Source organism: Ruminococcus sp. YRD2003, assembly GCA_900109435.1.
GTDB lineage: Bacteria > Bacillota > Clostridia > Oscillospirales > Ruminococcaceae > Ruminococcus > Ruminococcus flavefaciens_G.
Genome location: FNZT01000003.1, coordinates 385,129 through 404,720 on the forward strand (window position 1 = coordinate 385,129; position 19,592 = coordinate 404,720).

14 protein-coding genes are annotated in these 19,592 nt (G+C 50.2%); 2 read left to right on the plus strand and 12 right to left on the minus strand.

The genetic code is table 11. The features are described from left to right. Positions 1–2: 2 nt before the first annotated feature. Positions 3–1,970: a glycosyl hydrolase 53 family protein gene (locus tag BMX22_RS16325; protein ID WP_074740210.1), complete on the plus strand. Its 1,968-nt coding sequence runs from the start codon at positions 3–5 to the stop codon at positions 1,968–1,970. 71 nt (positions 1,971–2,041) lie between these two features. Here the strand turns inward: BMX22_RS16325 and cysK are convergent, their stop codons facing one another. From cysK to trmB, 12 genes are all read right to left on the minus strand, one after another. Then, positions 2,042–2,968 carry a cysteine synthase A gene (gene cysK, locus BMX22_RS01760; protein WP_207645870.1) on the minus strand — a complete coding sequence of 309 codons (927 nt, stop codon included), beginning with the start codon at positions 2,966–2,968 and terminating at the stop codon, positions 2,042–2,044. A gap of 328 nt (positions 2,969–3,296) precedes the next feature. Beyond that, complete coding sequence (locus BMX22_RS01765; RefSeq protein WP_074740212.1) at positions 3,297–4,082, minus strand: EFR1 family ferrodoxin; 786 nt, start codon at positions 4,080–4,082, stop codon at positions 3,297–3,299. 64 nt (positions 4,083–4,146) lie between these two features. Continuing rightward, complete coding sequence (locus BMX22_RS01770; RefSeq protein ID WP_074740213.1) at positions 4,147–6,336, minus strand: hypothetical protein; 2,190 nt, start codon at positions 6,334–6,336, stop codon at positions 4,147–4,149. After that, positions 6,333–6,899: an RNA polymerase sigma factor gene (locus tag BMX22_RS01775; RefSeq protein ID WP_074740214.1), complete on the minus strand. Its 567-nt coding sequence runs from the start codon at positions 6,897–6,899 to the stop codon at positions 6,333–6,335. The genes BMX22_RS01770 and BMX22_RS01775 overlap by 4 nt, the downstream gene beginning before the upstream one ends. A 173-nt stretch (positions 6,900–7,072) precedes the next feature. Then, positions 7,073–8,998, minus strand: a complete 1,926-nt coding sequence (locus tag BMX22_RS01780; protein ID WP_074740215.1) for a glycosyl hydrolase — start codon at positions 8,996–8,998, stop codon at positions 7,073–7,075. 178 nt (positions 8,999–9,176) lie between these two features. Next, on the minus strand, positions 9,177–12,368 hold the full coding sequence (gene carB, locus BMX22_RS01785) for a carbamoyl-phosphate synthase large subunit (RefSeq protein ID WP_074740216.1): 3,192 nt from the start codon (positions 12,366–12,368) through the stop codon (positions 9,177–9,179). 1 nt (position 12,369) lies between these two features. Then, positions 12,370–13,473, minus strand: a complete 1,104-nt coding sequence (locus BMX22_RS01790; protein WP_074740217.1) for a carbamoyl phosphate synthase small subunit — start codon at positions 13,471–13,473, stop codon at positions 12,370–12,372. 82 nt (positions 13,474–13,555) lie between these two features. Next, the gene (gene pyrF / locus BMX22_RS01795) at positions 13,556–14,482 is read right to left on the minus strand and encodes an orotidine-5'-phosphate decarboxylase (RefSeq protein WP_074740218.1); all 927 of its coding nucleotides are present in this window, start codon (positions 14,480–14,482) and stop codon (positions 13,556–13,558) included. A gap of 45 nt (positions 14,483–14,527) precedes the next feature. Beyond that, complete coding sequence (locus BMX22_RS01800) at positions 14,528–15,796, minus strand: dihydroorotase (protein ID WP_074740219.1); 1,269 nt, start codon at positions 15,794–15,796, stop codon at positions 14,528–14,530. A gap of 19 nt (positions 15,797–15,815) precedes the next feature. Continuing rightward, positions 15,816–16,340 (minus strand): bifunctional pyr operon transcriptional regulator/uracil phosphoribosyltransferase PyrR, encoded by a 525-nt coding sequence (pyrR, locus tag BMX22_RS01805; protein WP_074740220.1) that lies wholly within the window; start codon positions 16,338–16,340, stop codon positions 15,816–15,818. Between the two features lie 207 nt (positions 16,341–16,547). Continuing rightward, positions 16,548–16,829: a hypothetical protein gene (locus BMX22_RS01810; protein ID WP_074740221.1), complete on the minus strand. Its 282-nt coding sequence runs from the start codon at positions 16,827–16,829 to the stop codon at positions 16,548–16,550. Positions 16,830–16,832: 3 nt separating this feature from the next. After that, positions 16,833–17,495, minus strand: a complete 663-nt coding sequence (gene trmB / locus BMX22_RS01815; RefSeq protein ID WP_074740222.1) for a tRNA (guanosine(46)-N7)-methyltransferase TrmB — start codon at positions 17,493–17,495, stop codon at positions 16,833–16,835. Positions 17,496–17,947: 452 nt separating this feature from the next. On the opposite strand from trmB, the gene BMX22_RS15745 reads away from it, so the two are divergent. Then, positions 17,948–19,573 (plus strand): carbohydrate binding domain-containing protein, encoded by a 1,626-nt coding sequence (locus BMX22_RS15745; protein ID WP_081349015.1) that lies wholly within the window; start codon positions 17,948–17,950, stop codon positions 19,571–19,573. The last annotated feature ends 19 nt before the right edge of the window (positions 19,574–19,592 follow it).

Below are 19,592 nucleotides of genomic sequence, written 5' to 3' on the forward strand. Positions count from 1 at the left end.
CTATGCGGCTGAAAAGAATAATTTCGTCGGTTATGTCGATTCTGATAGCTCTTACTCCTGCATTTGCGGGAGCTCCGCAGAATGCACAGGCGGCTGAGCAGTCCGTTACTTTCAGCTACTTCGACACCAATATAAACGGCGGTGAGCCCATTCGCGGCGTTGATATCTCCTCCATAATCTCCATTGAAAACGCGGGAGTGAAGTTCTATAATGAGTACGGTCAGGAACAGGACATCTTCCAGACCCTTTCCGAGAACGGCGTCAACTATATCCGCATCCGTGTATGGAATGAGCCGAACGACGGAAACGGTCACACCTACGGCGGCGGAAATAATGACGTCAAGGTCGCGGGAGAGATAGGCAAGCGTGCAGCTAAGTACGGAATGAAGCTGCTCGTCGATATCCAGTATTCAGACTTCTGGGCTGACCCCGCCAAACAGACGCGCCCGAAATACTGGGCTTCGCACGACCATGATACTCTCAAAGGCGAGATATACAAGTGGACAAAATGGGTGCTTGAATCAATTACCAATGACGGCGGAGATATCGGTATGGTCCAGGTCGGCAACGAAACTAACTGCTTCTTCTGCGGCGAAAAGGATATGTATAAGATATGTGACCTCTTCGCGAGCGGCAACAAGGCTGTGCGTGACTTCGACCGAAATATCCTCATCGCACACCACTTCGCCAACCCGAATAAGACCGACTACTACAAGTGGTACGCACAGGTCATGAACGAGTGCAGGCTCGACTATGACGTGTTCGCGACCTCTTATTATCCGTACTGGCACGGTTCGCTTGACAACCTCACTGACGTGCTCAAATACATCGGTGACACCTATCATAAGTACGTAATGGTCGCTGAAACCGCTTACCCGTACACTAACGATGACGGAGACGGCTTCGGCAATACCGTGACCTCGCAGTCCGCTAACGCCGACCTCAGATATCCGATATCAGTCGACGGACAGGCTCAGTGTCTGACCGACGTATTCCAAGCAGTTGCAAATACGGGCAAATGGGGGCTCGGCGTTTTCTACTGGGAGCCCGCGTGGCTCGGAACTGCCGATAATATACCGTGGGAGCAGCGCAGGGCTCAGTGGAATACCTGCGGCAACGGCTGGGCGGCTGATGCAGCCAAGGAGTACGACAAGGACTGCACCGAGGCAGGCGGCTCCAGCTACGATAATCAGGCGCTTTTCGACAAGAACGGCAAGCCTCTCGATTCGCTGAAGGTGTTCACACGAATACTCCCTCAGCAGGAGAAAGTCAAGCCCGTTCAGGGAATTGAAATCTCTGATGGACAGTACCGCATAAAGAATGTCAACAGCGGCAAGTATCTCACTGTCGCAAACGGCAAAGGCAAGGCAGGTGTTTCGGTCACGCAGTATGAAGCCGACGGAGCCGCCGACTATAATACGTGGAATGTCCGCACCGTCGGTGATGGTACCTACGAAATATGGTCAGCTGTCGATGGCGGACAGACCTATCTCCTCGACCTCTACTCCGACAAGTCGAGCGACAGGGTAAATGTTGGCATTTTTACACGCTCCGACAGCGACTCGCAGAAGTTCATTTTCGTCGCCTCTGACAAGGGTATTTACATCACGACTAAGTCGAGCAAGGGGCGTTTTCCTGTCGAGATAGATGAGGTCGTGTCCGACGCGGACGGCAATGTCAGACGCGAACTCAGCAACGCTGTGGAGAACCTTTCATGGAAGCTTGAGCCTGTTGAGGAATACGTTCTTTTCGGCGACCTGAACAGCGATGACAGGGTCGACACATTCGACCTCATTCTGCTCCGACAAAGTGTTGCGGGCGGTACCGCTGCAAGTGCGGCAGATGTCAACGATGACGGTGAAGCAGGTGTCGCTGACCTCGTTATGCTCGAACGCTTCCTTCTCGGTGCAGACAAACTTGACAAACCGTGTAAGGGAACTCCTCGCAATACCATAGTTCCCAGAGTCTGAACTTTTTTCAACTACAGATAAAAGAAAACTCCCGCTTTAGCTCGAAGCGGGAGTAATTCTTTGCTTTTAAATCAGTCAAACATAGGAGTTGAAAGGTATCTCTCACCTGTATCGGGAAGGAGAGCAACTATCGTCTTGCCCTTGTTCTCGGGACGCTTTGCGAGCTGAATAGCTGCCCACAGAGATGCACCCGAGGATATGCCTACGAGAACACCTTCACTGCGTACTATCTTTCTGCCTGTCTCGAATGCGTCTTCGTTCTGAACACGTATAACTTCGTCGTAAATGCTTGTATTGAGCGTTTCGGGGACGAAACCTGCTCCGATACCCTGTATCTTGTGAGGACCTGCCTTGCCTTCGGAGAGTACGGGAGAACTGTCGGGCTCGACTGCTACTACCTTAACATTGCTGTTCTGAGACTTGAGATATGCGCCTACACCGCTGAGGGTTCCGCCTGTACCGACTCCTGCAACGAATATGTCGACCTTACCGTCTGTGTCGTTCCATATCTCGACGCCTGTGGTACGCTCGTGTACAGCAGGGTTAGCGGGATTGGTGAACTGCGAAGGAATGAAGCTGTTCGGTATCTCTGCTGCAAGCTCATTCGCTTTCTCAATTGCGCCCTTCATGCCCTTGGAACCGTCTGTTAGTACGAGCTCTGCTCCGTATGCCTTCATGAGATTACGGCGCTCGATGCTCATTGTCTCGGGCATTGTGATGATGAGTCTGTATCCGCGCGAAGCTGCAACAGATGCAAGTCCGATACCTGTATTGCCACTGGTAGGCTCGATGATAACGCTGCCTTCTTTGAGAAGTCCTTTTTCCTCGGCGTCGTCGATCATAGCCTTTGCGATCCTGTCCTTTACACTTCCTGCGGGATTGAAGTACTCGAGCTTAACAAGAAGCTTTGCTTCAAGTCCGAGCTCCTTCTCAATGTTTCCGAGTTCGAGGATAGGTGTATTGCCGATGAGGTCAGTAATTTTGCTGTAAACTTTCATAATATTTCTCCTTTATATATAATAGTTGATGTTGGGTACGAATGAAGTGCTTCAACATCGTTTATCCATAATAAACATATCAATACCGCCTTACAACTCATTTCCTATAGGTTTGCTATGTTTATATTATATCAGGTGTTTTGCGGTTTGTCAATACCTTTTTTGAATTTTTTCCTATAAATTTACTATGAATTAAAATCACCCGCAATAAGCTATTGTTTTTCGCGCTTCCCTTAACAGAAAAAGTGGGCTGCCGAACCGTAATCTTGCATTACGTATTCGGCAGCCCACGAAACTGCCCGAGAGTTCTCCCTTCGGGAGTGACTTTTTATTCCGTTATCTTCCCCGCAGACTTCCAGTCGCTGTACTCGGGACAGACATACCTGTTCCGTCCCTCAGTCTTTTTGCCGATGTTTATCGCCTTTGCGGGGCATCTGTTCACACAGGAGTAACAGCCTATGCAATAGCGGTCAAAATGCGGAACTCCTGTTGGTGAGAGGCGCACGTTGTTGACGGGACAGACGCTCTCGCACCTGCCGCAGCTCACGCAGTCCTCGCTGACAATGTACTTGCTGCTGCTGACAAAAAAGCGGTTGAACATATAGTTGACCGTTCCCGAAGCAAGTCCCGCAAACGGCGTATCGTCGAATTTTTCAATCATAGAGCCGAGCATTATGCGGTCGGAGAGTGTCTTCATCAGCGGAAGCGAAGCCTTTATCTTGACCTCTGCCTCTTCGGGGGTGGAAAGGTCGCTGCCGCTTAGGTAGTTATTCGGCATAGGCACCCCGCACGACCCCATATAAGCCATATCCTTCGCGTAAGCAAGCTTTTCGAGAGGATACTCGAAGTCGCCTGTCTGTGAGCCCATGGTCGCGATGAAGTATATCTGCTCGCTGCCTGTGAGCTCCGCGCGGGCAATGACCTTCTCTATCAGCTTGGGGAATCTCCATGCGTATATCGGTGCACAGAATACGAACGGCTTGACTGAGTTGAATCTTAGCGGACGCTTGTATTTGAGCACCTCGCCGAGGTCTACACACTCGTCACCGACGTGGTCGGCTATGTATTCTGCGACAAATTTTGTATTTCCTGTGCCTGTGAAATAAAGTATCATAATAACGCCTCCTTATCAGGATACGTATATTATAGCACAGGTATCATGAAAAATCAACAGTGATTCAATTGTTTTCAAGCAGACCGACCTCAGCTATTTTCCAGCGGTCGTCTTCGTACTCGAATCTGAACTCGCACCGCGTTTTAGTCGTTACTATACCCGAATCAATCTCACTTGGATTTCCGCTTACATAGTCAGCTATGACAATGTATGAATCACCGCGCTTTTCAGGCTCGCTGACAGTAAATCGTGCATTGAGTGGATACCACGGCATCCAGCATATCGTCCTGTTTGTATTCCTATAAAGCTCGCCGTTCCTGTAAATAAACATCGAAACGAACGGGCTGTTCTGGAGCTCCTCGCTGGACGGATTCTCCCATGTATAGCCGTCGGGATAGTCGCCAAAGTCTCTGTCTACAATGGGTATGGAACGTAGCGCGCTGTAATAGGGAGATGAAAAATTGTTGAGGTAGTCCTGCGTGAACAGCTCCTTCAGTGAGTTGTCGATATCTTCGGGCGTTCTCTTGTCAGGGTGAGAGTAAGGTGCAAAATAAGCGCTGATTTCTGTCTTGTCGCTGATATTGGTATTGTATACTATTGTTCTGGAACTGTCTATATAATCGTATGACATGAGCGCATTAATAGTATAATTGTAAGAGTATACCATGCTCTCAAAGTATACGGTTTCCGGTGCTGTTTCGCTCACGAGCTGCTCGACCTCAGAGATAAGCCACCTGCCCTCTGCATCCTTTGTCAGCTTAAACTCGTACTTAAAAGGAAGTGAGTTTACCTCGGCATTAGTAAACTTCATTCCTGCCTCGCGGCGGAACACTATCTCAGAATCGGTCTTGCTGATTATGTTCGGCTCGTCTGTAAAGGGAGCGATATATCGGAGGTTTTCGTTATTCTCCAACAGTCTGTACATTTCGCCCTTGTACTCCACGAAAGCCTCCCCCTTATAGTCGCAGAGAGAGCGAAGTGCGTCATCACTTATCGTATCGCCCTCGTTTACGTTGTCGTCAAGCTTGTAGAAAGCATCGACATAAAGCCCGAAGGCGAAGTCAGTCATTCCTGAACTGCTCTTTATCTCGTCAATAGTGTGGGCGTTCCAGAACGGATTGTTCCTGTTGCTGTAGTCGTCCTCTATCCTGTAAAGTCTGACTTCGGTGTTGTCTATAACGGTGTTGTCTATAACTTTATTGTAGAACGTGAAACTGCATTCGGTGCTCGCGGGACGTTCATGGATATACTCCATAAGCTGAACATAGCGGTCGGATAGATTCTTTGCCGTACCAAGAACGTCGATTTGTGCTTCCAACGGCTTGACATTTGCCTTTTCTCCGTCAATTATTCTCGATGCTATGCGCCATTCACTCTGATCGTTGCGTGCTACCTCAAAAACATAAGGCATTACGGCAGTGTTTTTGACGATATCATCGGCTGATGAATCAAATACCATTACCTCTGAGTTGAAATCGACCTTTATGGTGAATGAATCATCGCTTTTATCGGTGATCTCAAATTTATCATAGGTCAGGTGTTTGCTGACATCAATAATATAATCGACATAGTAGGTGTAAAGCTCTCCGTTATAGATAAAGAATCTTGCATTAGCGTCACCCGCGTAAAAATCGTAGGAAGAATAGCTCTCTCCATCAACGAAACTGCTCTTGTCGATCGCATCTCTCAGATCAAAATTATCATTGAGGAATCCGTCAGTCATATACTTCGCGCCGAGTTCGCGGAAATCAGCCATGCTGTTTATACTTGTATCGGCATAGCGTGCGATCGTGACATCCTCTCCATCTACGGAGAACACTACCTTAGTATTCGGGTCTGACTCAGGGCACTCTATGCGCGTACAGAAATCAGCATAGCCGTCGAGAAGGTAAGCTGCTATTTTTTCGTAGTCCTCCTGAGTTGACGGCGACATCATATCTACCGCAACTCTGTCGTTGAAGCCGTCAAGAGTGCCGTTTTTCACGTAGTACACAAGCCCGCCCGAGCCTGCAAGGAGAACTCCCGCGGCTGCCACGGAGGCAAGCCTGCGCTTCCATACGGGACGTGAATAACGCTCCACGCCGCTGACTGTTATGCCCTCGTTAAAGGATACATCGCCTGTATCCTTATTGAACTTTCTTTCGCTCATTTTATATATCCTGTTCCTTTCCTCGGCTGAGAGGAGAGGCAGCTGCTCGGGAAACTCATTCCCAATGCGGCTGAACAGGTCGTCTATATCGTGCTTTTTGCTCATATGTCCTCAACTCCCCTTTCCGACAGCAGCTCCTTCAGCTTTGCACGCGCGCGGACGCTTCGCTTCTGGACTGCCGAGTCAGTCATTTTCAGAACTGCCGCTATCTCGCGGACTGTCCTGCCGTAATAATACTGCTGTGTGATTATTGTAGTGTCGGGCTCTCCGAGGCTCGCGACGCAGCTCATAAGTATGCTGCTGAGCTCGGAACGTTCAACGTTTGCTGCAATATCCTCTTCGGAATGCAGCTCCCCTGCTGTGTCTTCTATCGGTACCGAACGCCCGCTTCGTGCTGACAGTCTGCGGAAATAGTCCGTTGCCGTCCTGCGTGTGATGAGTCCGATGATCCCGCGAAGGTCGCCGTCGTAGCCGTTGTCGCCGCTGCACGCGCGGTAGACCTCCGCAAAAACGTCGCTGACACATTCTTCAATGTCCTCACGGCTCGCACAGCTTTTCAGCTTTATAGCTGCTATCGCGTACACGTATGCACAGTACTCGTCGAAAAGCGTGCGTCTCCCCTTTTCGGCAGACACTTGCATAAGCTCTCTGAGTTCGCTGTCCGTCATATGGTCACCACCTTTGAAACGTTTCAATATTACTACTCGCACTACACATTCGCTTTCGGACACTGTACAGAGAATTTCTTTTACTTATTATAACATACAAGCCGATTCTGTCAAGAAAAAAACTTACCGAGCCGCAATTCGGCTCGGTAAGTCAGAGAAGTATGAATATTAGATTATGTCTTATAGGATTCGGGAAGCTCTGATATCTGTCCTGCGTCCAGTTTCTGGATAGACAGCGCGTCCTTGGCAGTTATACCGTCGCCGTTGCCGCAGACATCAGCGTTAGCCTCTCCCTCGGGCTTCAAGGCATATTTATCCTTATTGGCGATGCTCTGCAATATTGCAACAGCGTCTGCAACGCTTACCTTTTTGTCAAGGTTTGCGTCTCCCCACAATTGTTCGCCGCTCACAGCCGTTGTAACGGTCTGCTTGGTCGTGGAAGTGGTAACAGCAGAGGAAGTAGCGGTCGTAGTCTTTGCTGTTGTCGCAGTCGGACGTGTACCGCCCTCATCAGCCATAGGGTAGGTCTTGAGGTCGGGAAGCTCGTCGAGCGTGATACAGTATTCGCTGTTGTATATCTCTATGAGATTATCAACGGGATTGTTCTGTTCGCTTGTGAGGTAGTTCATATACCATGGGCAGAAATAGAGCCATGCTGCCCTGTCATTGACAAGATTATCGAGAGAAGGTATCGAGTCGTTCTCGGTCATAGCGACCATTTTCTGACCGTCAGTACCCTGTACGAGGCTGTAGAAGGTAGAAGCAATCGAGCTGAGATTCGGCTGACCGTCCATAGCGTTGTACTTGTCATAGCCTACAATATCAACTACGTCGTCGCCCGGATACCAGTCAGCGGCGGCAGGAGATGTCGAGCCTGTCCACTCCCAGATGAGATTGTCGAGACCGTACTCATTGGTGAGCTTGTCATAGAGCAGACGGTAGAGCTGCTTGCAGGGCTCGGGGCCTTCGGCTCCCCACCAGAACCATGCTCCCTCAGCCTCGTGGAGAGGTCTCCACAATATCGGGACGTCGGCTTCCTGAAGCTTTTTGAGCTCACCCGCAATTAGGTCAATATCCGCAAGGAGCTTCTTGTTCTCCCATGTGCCTTCCTCGAGAGCACGTGATATGCTGAATGTGGTATAGGGCGTGTTGCCAGTGGATTTAACATAGAATGCGATTCCACCCTCGGTGCAATCCTCGTCCGAGGGAACGTTCCAGTGCCAAGTCACCGTCGCGATGCCGTGGTACTTGTTTACCCACTCTATACAGCGCTCGGGAGCGTGGTCGCGCCAGTCCATCGAAGTATTATACGCGAGAAAGTCGATACCGCGTATAGCGGGCTGCTTGCCTGTCTGCTCCTTTATGTATTGAAATTCAGCCTCATTGTCCTTTATGAAAACATCGGGACTGTTCCAGCTGTTGTAGTTGTGCTCTCCGCAGTATTCCTGCTGACCTGCGATGATGTGGCTTCCGTACTGGTCAAGAAGGTAGCTGTACAGCCGCTTTGCGGAGTCTGAAGCGTTGGGGTTGCTGAGCTGCTTCGTGGGTGAGAGGTTGGCTATCTTCTCATCTGCGGGTTTAAGAGTAAGGTAGTCAAAAAAAGTGTAGCCCCAGTATGCTTTAAGCTCGATAATGTTCTTGCCCTTTTTTAAGTTGACAAGTCCTCCCGATGTCTCCTTAAATGACATCGTATAAGGAAAGGTGACCTCACCCTGATTCGAGCCGTTGACGTTGAGGTACTGCACCTTTTTGCGAGGGTCGCCAGGCTCGCAGTAGGATATCGTCATCTCGTACAGCCCTGCCTCGGGAACATCGACCTCCATCTGCAAAGATGTGCCTTTTTGGTCGAGGTAAGCGAATCCTTTGCCCGAGAATCCGTCAAGATCAAGACCTTCGGGGAAGTCGTCATAGTTTACGCCTTCTGTTCCGTTAGTGTAAAGCTTTGCGCCTTCTGCCTTTGCCTCCTCAAATTCATACTTCATATTGTCCTCCGCAACGGCTTGTGTGAACATTTTCATAGGAGCAATGATCTCCCCCGAGAAAGTGACTGCAACAGCAAGCAATGCCGCTGCTGTCTTCTTAAATGATAATAAACTCATAATTACAGCCTCCTTAAATTAAGAGTATGCTATAATCATAGTTTAACATAGCTGTTACGTCAAGTCAAGTAGATTCGGTTGAAAAGTGATTTGAGAAAATAAACTGGTAATTTAGCTAAACGCCAAAAGTAAACCGCCTTTTGTATAAGGCGGTTTGCAGTTGTTAAGTATATTACTGTTATATCTTTGTGATGTCTACAAGTTCGACATCGTTTATGGTCCTGCCCGATTCGAGCACCTTCGCAAGCGATTTTGCTGTATCTATCGCTGTCAGACTGCATATCGAGCGCTCAATGGACTTGCGTCTCATCTTGACACTGTCACGCTCGGGAAGTCTGCCCTTCGCAGAGGTCGAGATAACATAGTGTATCTTGCCGCTTTCGAGCAGTGTCACGACATTCGGCTCGCCTTCCGATATCTTACGTACAAGATGCGAAGCTATCATGTTTCTGGTCAGCACGCTCTGGGTGCCTGAGGTCGCGTACAGCTCGAAGCCCATACGCTCAAACTTGTCCGCTATGGGCAGTATCTCGCGCTTGTCCGAATCACGGACGGAGATGAGCACTCCACCCTCACGCTTGAGGTCGAAGCCAGCCGCGATAAGTCCCTTCAGAAGGGCATCCTCGAGGTTTCTGCCGATACCGAGGCACTCTCCCGTTGACTTCATCTCGGGTCCGAGCATTGTATCAACGTCTGTGAGCTTCTCAAAGCTGAATACCGGCACCTTTACGGCTACGTAGTCGCCTGCGGGGTAGAGTCCGCTCTCGTAGCCCATATCCTTGAGTTTTGCGCCGAACATTATCTTCGTCGCGATGTCGACCATCGGAATGCCTGTTACCTTGCTGATATAGGGAACCGTTCTCGACGAACGCGGATTGACCTCTATGACGAATACCTCGTGGTTGTATACTACATACTGGATATTCACAAGTCCGATGACATTGAGCTCCTTCGCGAGCTTGCGGGTGTACTCGACGATTATGCGCTTGATGCGGTCTGAGAGGTGCTGTGCAGGATATATCGAGATAGAATCGCCCGAGTGGACGCCCGCACGCTCGATATGCTCCATAATGCCCGGGATAAGGAAGTCCTCGCCGTCGCAGATAGCGTCGACCTCGACCTCCGTTCCCATCATGTACTTGTCGATGAGGACGGGATTATCGATGTTGTGGCTCATGATAATGCCCATGTACTCCTTGACGTCGGCGTCGGAGTGAGCGATTATCATATTCTGTCCGCCGAGTACATATGACGGACGGAGCAGTACGGGGTAACCGAGCTGATTTGCCGCCACAAGCGCCTCTTCCGTATTCATAACGGTGTGCCCCGCAGGACGCGGTATTCCACATTTTTCAAGCACTTCGTCGAAGCGCTCTCTGTCCTCTGCGGCATCTATCATATCAGCGGAAGTGCCGAGAATATTCACGCCCATATCCGAAAGATGACGAGTGAGCTTGATAGCAGTCTGTCCGCCGAACTGCACTACTACGCCATACGGCTTCTCTGTCTCGATTATAGCCTCGACATCCTCTTTGGTGAGCGGGTCGAAGTAGAGGCGGTCGCCTGTATCGAAGTCGGTGGAAACGGTCTCGGGGTTGTTATTGCAGATAACTGCCTCGTAGCCGAGCTCTTTGAGCGTCCATACGCAGTGGACCGAGCAGTAGTCGAACTCGATACCCTGACCGATACGTATCGGTCCCGAGCCGAAAACGATGACCTTTTTCTTGCCCGTGTCGGTGCGCTCGATAAACTGCTTCGCCTCGTTCTCCTCATCGAACGTAGAGTAGAAGTACGGCGTTTCAGCCTTGAACTCGCCCGCGCAGGTATCGACCATCTTGAACACAGCTCTGCGGCGCTTGGGGCACTTCTGTCCCGAGAGGCGCTCGATAGTGCTGTCAAGGTAGCCGTACTGCTTGGCTGTATCGTACTTTTCCTCGGTGAGCTCACCCTCAGCGAGCCATTTTTCGAGCTCTGCAAGGTTGAGGAGCTTATAGAGGAACCAGTTGTCTATCATGGTTATCTCGTGTATCTCTTCGGGGGTGATACCGCGCTTCAGAGCTTCAAATACGCAGAACGAGCGCTCGTCGTCCACATCATGGAGCTTTGCTCTTACCTCGTCATCAGTCAGCTTGGTGAACTTCTTCATAGTCATGGTATCGAGTCCGAGCTCTATCGAGCGGACAGCCTTCATCATAGCCTGCTCGAAGCTCGTACCGATAGCCATGACCTCGCCAGTAGCCTTCATCTGAGTGCCGAGCGTGCGCTTTGCATATACGAATTTATCAAATGCCCATTTCGGGAACTTAATTACAACGTAGTCGAGCGCAGGTTCAAAGCATGCGTAGGTCTTGCCCGTGACCTGATTGATTATCTCGTCGAGCGTGTAGCCTATCGCTATCTTTGCCGCAGTCTTGGCTATCGGGTAGCCCGTCGCCTTGGATGCGAGCGCTGATGAACGCGATACACGCGGGTTTACTTCGATAACTGCATATTTGAAGCTTGTAGGATGAAGCGCGAACTGACAGTTGCAGCCGCCCTCGACTTTAAGCTCCTTGATTATGTTTATGGCAGCGGTACGGAGCATCTGGTATTCGCGGTCGCTGAGCGTTACAGCAGGAGCGATAACGATGCTGTCTCCCGTGTGGACACCTACGGGGTCGAAGTTCTCCATAGAGCAGACAGTGATAACGTTTCCCTTGGCATCTCTGATGACCTCGAACTCTATCTCCTTCCAGCCGCTTATGCACTTCTCGACAAGTATCTGCGTGATAGGAGAAAGACGAAGTCCGTTGGTAGCTATCTCGTGGAGCTCCTCCTCGTTCTGGGCGATACCGCCGCCTGTTCCTCCGAGAGTGAACGCGGGACGAACGATAACAGGGTAATCTATGACCTTAGCGAAGTCAAGCGCATCCTCTACGGTCTCAACGACCTTAGACGGGATACACGGCTCGCCTATCTTTTCCATTGTGTCCTTGAAAGCCTGTCTGTCCTCTGCCTTGTGGATAGTCTCAGGGTCGGCTCCGAGGAGCTTTACTCCGTGCGATTCAAGGAAGCCTTCCTCCGCGAGCTGCATCGACAGCGTCAGACCAGTCTGACCGCCGAGGGTCGACAGCAGACTGTCGGGCTTTTCCATTTCGATTATGCGCTTGACTACATCAAGTGTCAGCGGCTCTATATAGACCTTGTCAGCCATTGCCTTGTCGGTCATTATCGTGGCGGGGTTGGAGTTGACGAGTATTACTTCAAGTCCCTCCTGCTTGAGCGCGCGGCAAGCCTGTGTGCCCGCATAGTCGAACTCGGCTGCCTGTCCGATAACGATAGGACCCGAACCGATAACGAGTACTTTCTTTATATCACTTCTCAGCGGCATTTCACTTACCCTCCTTCATAGTCTCAACGAAATCGTCGAACAAGTACGCAGTATCAAGCGGTCCGCCGTGGGCTTCGGGATGGAACTGCACCGTTCTTGCGTTTACGGAGGTATAATGTATGCCCTCGCAAGTCTTGTCGTTTGCGTTTATGTGTGATACTCTGCCGACCGACGGAGCAATGCTGTCACCGATAACAGCGTAGCCATGGTTCTGGCTGGTAACGTAGGTCAGACCGCTCTCAAGGTCGATAACAGGCTGATTGGCTCCGCGGTGACCGTATTTGAGCTTCTCGGTCTTTCCGCCGTTGGCAAGAGCCATGAGCTGATGTCCGAGACAGATACCGAATATCGGTATGCCGAGCTTCTGTATCTCACGTATATTTGCGATTATCTCAACATTTTCAGCGGGGTCTCCAGGACCGTTCGAGAACATGATGCCGTCGGGAGCGAGTGATTTCACCTGCTCCGCAGTCGTATAAGCGGGAACTACGATGACCTCGCAGCCGCGCTTTACAAGCTCGCGGCGGATATTTCTCTTGTATCCGAAATCGAACAGCACGACACGGCACTTCTTCTCCTCGGGCTCATAGGTGAGTGTCTCGGTATTAGTAACGCTCCTGACTGCGTCGCGTACAGCAAACGCCTTCACCTGAGCAAGGAGCTCGTCCTTCTTGTCGTATACGTTCTCGGTAGTGATGACGCCGTTCATAACTCCAGCCTCGCGGATAACACGGGTAAGGCTTCGCGTATCTATGCCATGGATACCGATGATGTTGTGCTCGGTAAGGAAGTCGTTGATGTTGCCCTCACAGCGGAAATTCGACGGAGCATTGCACCACTCGCGCACTATGTATCCGCTGACATATGACTTCGCTGACTCGCTGTCCTCGGAGTTTACTCCGTAGTTGCCGATAAGCGGGAAAGTCTGAGTAACTATCTGTCCGTAGTAGCTGGGGTCGGTGAGCGTTTCCTGATAGCCTGTCAGCCCCGTCGTGAAAACGACCTCGCCGATGACAGTACCCTTCGCACCGAAGCTCCTGCCTTCAAATACCTGACCGTTTGCAAGCATCAGGTAGGCTTTTTCGCTCATGTTGAATAAAGACATGGGATCATTCCTTTCGCAATATTCGTGGATTTATTCTATGTCAGCCTCACGCCATTGTGAGGCGACAGCATAAACTTGATTCTTACTTGAGGCTGATATACCGACAGATATCGTCTCTCATTCGGATGACCTCGCGGCGGGCTGCCTTTGCAAAGTCTCGCTCGTCGCAGCCCTCCTTCTTGTATGCGCACATTACAGCGCGTGAGGAGTTGACGATCGCTCCGAGACCGTCCTTGTCAAATCCGCCCTTCAGACCTTCGGCTCCGCCGCCCTGAGCACCGTAGCCCGGGACAAGGAACATCGTGTGTGGAAGTCTCTGACGAAGCTCTGTGAGCATCTCGGGATATGTGGCTCCAACAACAGCTCCGACATCTGAGTAACCATACCTGCCGACTGCCTCACTGCCCCATTTCTCGCACATATCGCCCATTGCCTCATATATCGTGCGACCGTCTGCGAGCTTCATATCCTGTAATTCGCCGCTTGACGGGTTCGATGTCTTTACAAGGACGAATATGCCCTTGTCACGCTGACGGCACACATTGAGGAGCGGAGTGATACCGTCACTGCCGAGGTAACCGTTGACGGTAAGAGCGTCTGCGCCGAATGCTTCGAGCTCATTCTCTCCGACAGCGGTAACGCCGAGGTGAGCATTTGTGTAAGCTTCCATAGTTGCGCCGATGTCGTTGCGCTTGCCGTCTGTCATAACGAACATACCGTTGAGCTTGGCGTAACGAATCGTTTTCTCGAGAGTTCGTATGCCGTAGTGACCGTACATCTCATAGTATGCAGCCTGCGGCTTTATGGCAGGGACGATATCGTGTATCTCGTCGATGATAGCCTGATTGAAGTCATATATTGCCTTTGCCGCTGCCTTGAGAGTCCAGCCGTCCTTGTCGAGATAGCGGCGCTGAATGTACTCGGGCACATATTCGAGCTTGGGGTCGAGACCTACAACCGTAGGATTTTTCAGTTCAATGATTCTGTCGATAAGTCTGTCAAATGACATATTCTTTACCTCCGTTTTTTTTTTTAGCGGACTGTGTGTCCGAGTTTATCTTGCGTCATAGCGGATAACGCCCTTGGATATCGTGACGAGGGGCTTGCCCGTGAGCGTCATGCCCTTGAATACGGTATTGTGAGACTTCGAGCGGAGCTTTTCGGGCTCGACAGTCCACTTCCTGTTGATGTCGGCAATGACAAGGTCTGCGGTCTTGCCGACCTGTATCGCGGGGATCTCGAGGCCGAGTATGCGTCTCGGATTCACGCACATCAGCTCCACGACCATGTTGAGGCTGATCTCACCCGTATGATAAAGAGCGGTGAGCGTAGCCGCAAGCGATGTTTCAAGTCCGACAACACCATTGGGCGCCTTCTCAAAATCAGCCTTTTCATTTGCAGCGTGCGGAGCGTGGTCAGTGATTATACAATCTATGGTGCCGTCCTTTATGGCGGCGATGATAGCCTTCACGTCCTCGGGAGTGCGCAGAGGCGGGTTCATTCTGTAATCCGCATCACGCTTTTCGAGAAGCTTGTCCGTGAGCATGAAATAGTGCGGAGCTGTCTCACACGTCACCTTTATGCCGCGAGACTTCGCAAATCTGATGATAGCAGCACTTCCTTCAGTGGAAACGTGACAGATATGTATACGTGCATCGACCGAAGAAGCAAGTATTATCTCACGAGCGGTGATGTAGTCCTCGGAAGCTCTGTCCATGCCCTTGACACCGAGCTTTGCTGAGGTCTCGCCCTTGTTCATGATACCGCCGCGGATAATGTCCAAGTCCTCGCAGTGCGATGCTACAAGAAGTCCGTTTGTGTTAGACAGCTCGAGCGCTTCTCTCATCTGCTCGGCATTCTTGACGGGCTTGCCGTCGTCCGAAATACATATACAGCCTGCCGCTTTGAGGGCTTCGTAGTCGCAGAGGCCCTCTCCGTTCATTTTTCCCGTGATACAGCCGACAGGGTAAACGTCTACTCCCGTTCCCTCAGCCTTGTTGATTATGTAGCGTATGACCTCGGGATCATCGCACGGCGGGTTTGTATTCGGCATTGCGAGCACTCCCGTAACGCCTCCCGCAAGAGCAGCGCCGCAGCCTGTGATTATATCCTCTTTATGCGTAAATCCCGGGTCGCGAAGGTGTACGTGCATATCGAACAGTGAGGGCATTAGGACGAGGTCGGTACCGTCGATTTTATTCTCAGCACCGTCGCGGATATTATTCGCGACCTCTGCTATCTTACCGTCCGTGATAAGAACATCTGTAATGAAGTCGTTCTTTGCGTCTACCGCGCGAATATTCTTGATTATCAGTGATGACATTAGTTCCTCCTTTGCAGATTCAGCCGTATATAGCCACGGAATCACAGCCGTCAAGCTCCGTGACCGATACCTTTACCTTTTCACTGTGTGAGGTCGGCAGATTCTTGCCAACATAATCGGGACGTATCGGGAGCTCACGGTGTCCCCTGTCTATGAGTACAGCAAGCTGTATCGAACGGGGTCTGCCGCGTTTGATTATCGCGTCTATAGCGGCGCGGACGCTCCTGCCCGTGAATATGACATCATCGACGATGATGACATTCTTGTCGGTCACGGAAAAAGGTATATCCGTAGCCTCGTCGCCTGTAGTCTCGGAAACATCGTCCCTGTACGGAGTAATGTCAAGAGTTCCGAACGGTACATCGGCGTGCTCGAGCTCTCCGAGTTTATCGGCAATGCGCCTTCCGATGGGAGCTCCGCGAGATATTATACCAACGACGCAGATGTTCTCGACACCCTTGTTGCGCTCGATTATCTCGTAGGATATACGCGCGACGGCACGGCTTACTGCCGCATCGTCCATAATAACGTGCTTTTTCTCCATAGCCTGCTCCTTTCACAAAAAAATGCCCGTCTGAACTGACAGACGGGCACACTTACAGCTATAGCTATGACATAGTTATAATATTAAGCAACACGCCTTGTCAACCTCTCAGGATCGAATTAAAGGGTAGTAGTTTTCAACATTAATGATTATAACATATCCTCGCTTCTTTGTAAAGGGGGAAAGCGAAAATACGGAAATTTCTCATTATCTTCCTTTTGCCGCCTTTTTTGCGAGCTTTTTAGCTTTTTTCTTCTCTTTTTTATTCTTCTTTTTCGTCGCCTTGTCAAAAAATTTCTTTCCGAAGAAGAGTTTTATAGCAATTGCGACCACTCCGATAAGCACCTGTATAATGATTGTTATGAGCGCAGTCTTGTCGTCGGCGTTTTTCTCGGGAGGAGTATGCTGTTCTGCGAGACTGCCTTTTCCGGCTACAGTTTCATTTCCGAAACCGAACGAAACTTTTTTAAAGTCCTTCTGATATTTCATACATCAGTCCTCCTTTATAGGTTCAGCTATAAGGAATTTGATATTCTTTCCCTCAGCTGTGAACATATTCTCGTGCTCGGTGACAAAGTTCTCTATCCCAGTCTCGCTGTGGAGGTCACGGGTAGCGAACTTGATACGGTAGCCTGCCTCTGCGAAATACTCGAAAGATTCGTCGAAGAGCTCGTCGTCATCGGTCTTGAACCAAAGCTCTCCCTTCAGGAATTTTTTATAGTTAAGGAGCTGCCGCGTATGCGTGAGACGGCGCTTCTTGTGCTTTTTCTTAGGCCATGGATTGCAGAAATTGATGTATATCCTGTCCGCACGGTCATTCTCGTCCCAAGCGAGCTCAAGGCGCTCGATGTTCTGTATCGCGATACGGACATTATCGGGCTTCATTCCCTTCTCGGTGTATGCTCCTTCGAGCTTGCGCTTTGCAAGCACGAGCATTTCATTCTTGATGTCCATTGCGACAAAGTTTATTTCGGGATGAGCAGGAGCTGCCTGTGAAATAAAGCCTCCCTTGCCGCAGCCGAGTTCCACGTACAGCGGACGTTCGGGCTCGGAAAACAGGGACGTCCACTTGCCCTTCTGCTCCTGCGGGTCTGGTATATAGAACGGACAAGCCTCAAGCTCGGGCTTTGCCCACGGTTTATGTCGGATACGCATAATTACCTCCGAATAGTTTATGTACATAATTATATCATAAAAGCGAAGCGTTATGATATAATTGCCCGATATGCAGGGAGCAAATCTCCGATTTGCGTATCTGCAAGGGCATTAAGATAAACTATAATGAATGCTTTTGCATTCATTATATCATATTATTTTGAAAAAAGCAACAGGGGCAACATAATTTTAAGTCCCGAATGCACCTTGCATTTTTGTTCATTATTCTGCTATTATTTACAATTAAATGTCGCAATATCTGGCTTGCTATCCACAAAAATTGAATTGCAATCTATGTTCGCACGTGCTAATATAAATATAAGTTTATATTATAACAAGTTAAAAGAATGTTTTTGTGAATCATTATATTAAAATATCGCCTTAGAAAAATATAATTATATTGGGTAAATTGCCCTCTAAAGGGTAAATAATTATAGAAATGGGGAATACCTATGAAAAAACTTCTCTCACTTGCTGCCGCAGCTCTTGCTCTCTCTGCTGCGTCAGTGATGCCGTCTGCGACTGCCGACGCGGATGACGCAGGTTTCCTGATGAGCTGCTCGTTTGAAAGCGGCGAGGACGGTTGGTCGGGCAGAGGCGGAGCCAGTATCGAGACCTCGAACAATACCTGCTTCGACGGTAACAGCGCGCTTTACTGCTCGAACCGCAGCGATTCGTGGAACGGCGCCGCTATTGAGCTCGGAAACGGATTCAACGCAGGCGAGACCTACAGCTTCAGTGCAAATGTCAGGTATGACAGCGGCAAGGACACCTCACTGTACCACTTCACCATGCAGTACAACAACGGTTCAGAGACCAATTATACCAAGATCGCAAGCGCTACGATCATCAAAGGCAAGTGGGCTCAGCTCGCAAACCCGAAGTTTACTATCCCCGCGGGAGCGTCGGATATCTCCGTTTATATCGAAACCGCAAAGGGTACGGGTGATTTCTTTGTAGACGACGTCAAGATAGCGGCTGAGGGTACTGCTATCGACGGAGCAAAGGGCGGAAAGTACATCCCCGGTGACCTCTGTGAGGACGGCGTTGTTGATACCTTCGACCTCATCTGCGCGAGAAAACTCATCGTTTCTCCCGATAAAGAAGCGGAAGCTTCCGTAAACGCCGATGTCTACAACAGCAGTGAGTATGCCGTCAATGACCTTGTTCTGCTCGACGGATTCATCAGCGGCAAGATAAGCGAGTTCCCGGATAATGCTCCTAAAGCAGAAGTTACGCCATTTGAATACGAGGCGAACAAGCAGTTCAAGGAAGCTCCGAGCAACTACTTCAACTCCTGCGAGCAGCAGGGAAAGGTAACCAAGGAGAGCTACAACGGTATAAGAGGCAACAAGTCGCTGTACGTCTATACCCCCTACAACTACGACCCCGAGAAGAAATACAACATATTCTACCTCATGCACGGCGGCGGAGAAAATGAGAACACCCTCTTCTTCCAGGACGACACCATGATACAGAATATGCTCGACCACATGATAATGAACGGCGAGCTCGAACCGCTCATCGTTGTAACTCCCACTTTCAACGGTACAGGCAGTGAGGCAGGCAACTTCTATGAGGAGTTCCGCAAGAGCGTTGTTCCCTTCGTCGAGGGCAAATACTCCACTTACGCCGAATCCACCTCTCCCGAGGACCTTGAAGCTTCGAGAATGCACCGTGCATACGGCGGCTTCTCCATGGGCTCTGTTTCGACTTGGGCTGTAATGCAGAATGACCTCGATATCGTCGGCTATCTCATGCCTCTCAGCGGTGACCACTGGCAGGGCGAAGGTGCTTACGGCAAGGCAAGATCACTCGCTGACGCCGTTGACCGTTTCGGCTATACCAACAGACAGCTCTTCGTTTTTGCTGCTACCGGCTCGGACGACATAGCATACCCCAACGTTAATCCGCAGATTGACGAGATGAAGAAGATGAGCCAGTTCAAGTTCACTTCCGACTTCTCAGACGGCAACTTCTACTTTATGGTCGCTCCAGGCAAGACACACTGGTGGGGCTATGTAAGACACTACGTATATGACGCGCTCCCCTACTTCTTCCACGAGACAGGCGAGTAATACTATATCTGCAAGGCGG

What these genes read in the sequence shown, in the direction of transcription:
- BMX22_RS16325 (WP_074740210.1), top strand. Translation starts at nt 3, where the DNA reads ATGCGGCTGAAAAGAATAATTTCGTCGGTTATGTCGATTCTGATAGCT.
- cysK (WP_207645870.1), bottom strand. Translation starts at nt 2,968, where the DNA reads ATGAAAGTTTACAGCAAAATTACTGACCTCATCGGCAATACACCTATC.
- BMX22_RS01765 (WP_074740212.1), bottom strand. Translation starts at nt 4,082, where the DNA reads ATGATACTTTATTTCACAGGCACAGGAAATACAAAATTTGTCGCAGAA.
- BMX22_RS01770 (WP_074740213.1), bottom strand. Translation starts at nt 6,336, where the DNA reads ATGAGCAAAAAGCACGATATAGACGACCTGTTCAGCCGCATTGGGAAT.
- BMX22_RS01775 (WP_074740214.1), bottom strand. Translation starts at nt 6,899, where the DNA reads ATGACGGACAGCGAACTCAGAGAGCTTATGCAAGTGTCTGCCGAAAAG.
- BMX22_RS01780 (WP_074740215.1), bottom strand. Translation starts at nt 8,998, where the DNA reads ATGAGTTTATTATCATTTAAGAAGACAGCAGCGGCATTGCTTGCTGTT.
- carB (WP_074740216.1), bottom strand. Translation starts at nt 12,368, where the DNA reads ATGCCGCTGAGAAGTGATATAAAGAAAGTACTCGTTATCGGTTCGGGT.
- BMX22_RS01790 (WP_074740217.1), bottom strand. Translation starts at nt 13,473, where the DNA reads ATGTCTTTATTCAACATGAGCGAAAAAGCCTACCTGATGCTTGCAAAC.
- pyrF (WP_074740218.1), bottom strand. Translation starts at nt 14,482, where the DNA reads ATGTCATTTGACAGACTTATCGACAGAATCATTGAACTGAAAAATCCT.
- BMX22_RS01800 (WP_074740219.1), bottom strand. Translation starts at nt 15,796, where the DNA reads ATGTCATCACTGATAATCAAGAATATTCGCGCGGTAGACGCAAAGAAC.
- pyrR (WP_074740220.1), bottom strand. Translation starts at nt 16,340, where the DNA reads ATGGAGAAAAAGCACGTTATTATGGACGATGCGGCAGTAAGCCGTGCC.
- BMX22_RS01810 (WP_074740221.1), bottom strand. Translation starts at nt 16,829, where the DNA reads ATGAAATATCAGAAGGACTTTAAAAAAGTTTCGTTCGGTTTCGGAAAT.
- trmB (WP_074740222.1), bottom strand. Translation starts at nt 17,495, where the DNA reads ATGCGTATCCGACATAAACCGTGGGCAAAGCCCGAGCTTGAGGCTTGT.
- BMX22_RS15745 (WP_081349015.1), top strand. Translation starts at nt 17,948, where the DNA reads ATGAAAAAACTTCTCTCACTTGCTGCCGCAGCTCTTGCTCTCTCTGCT.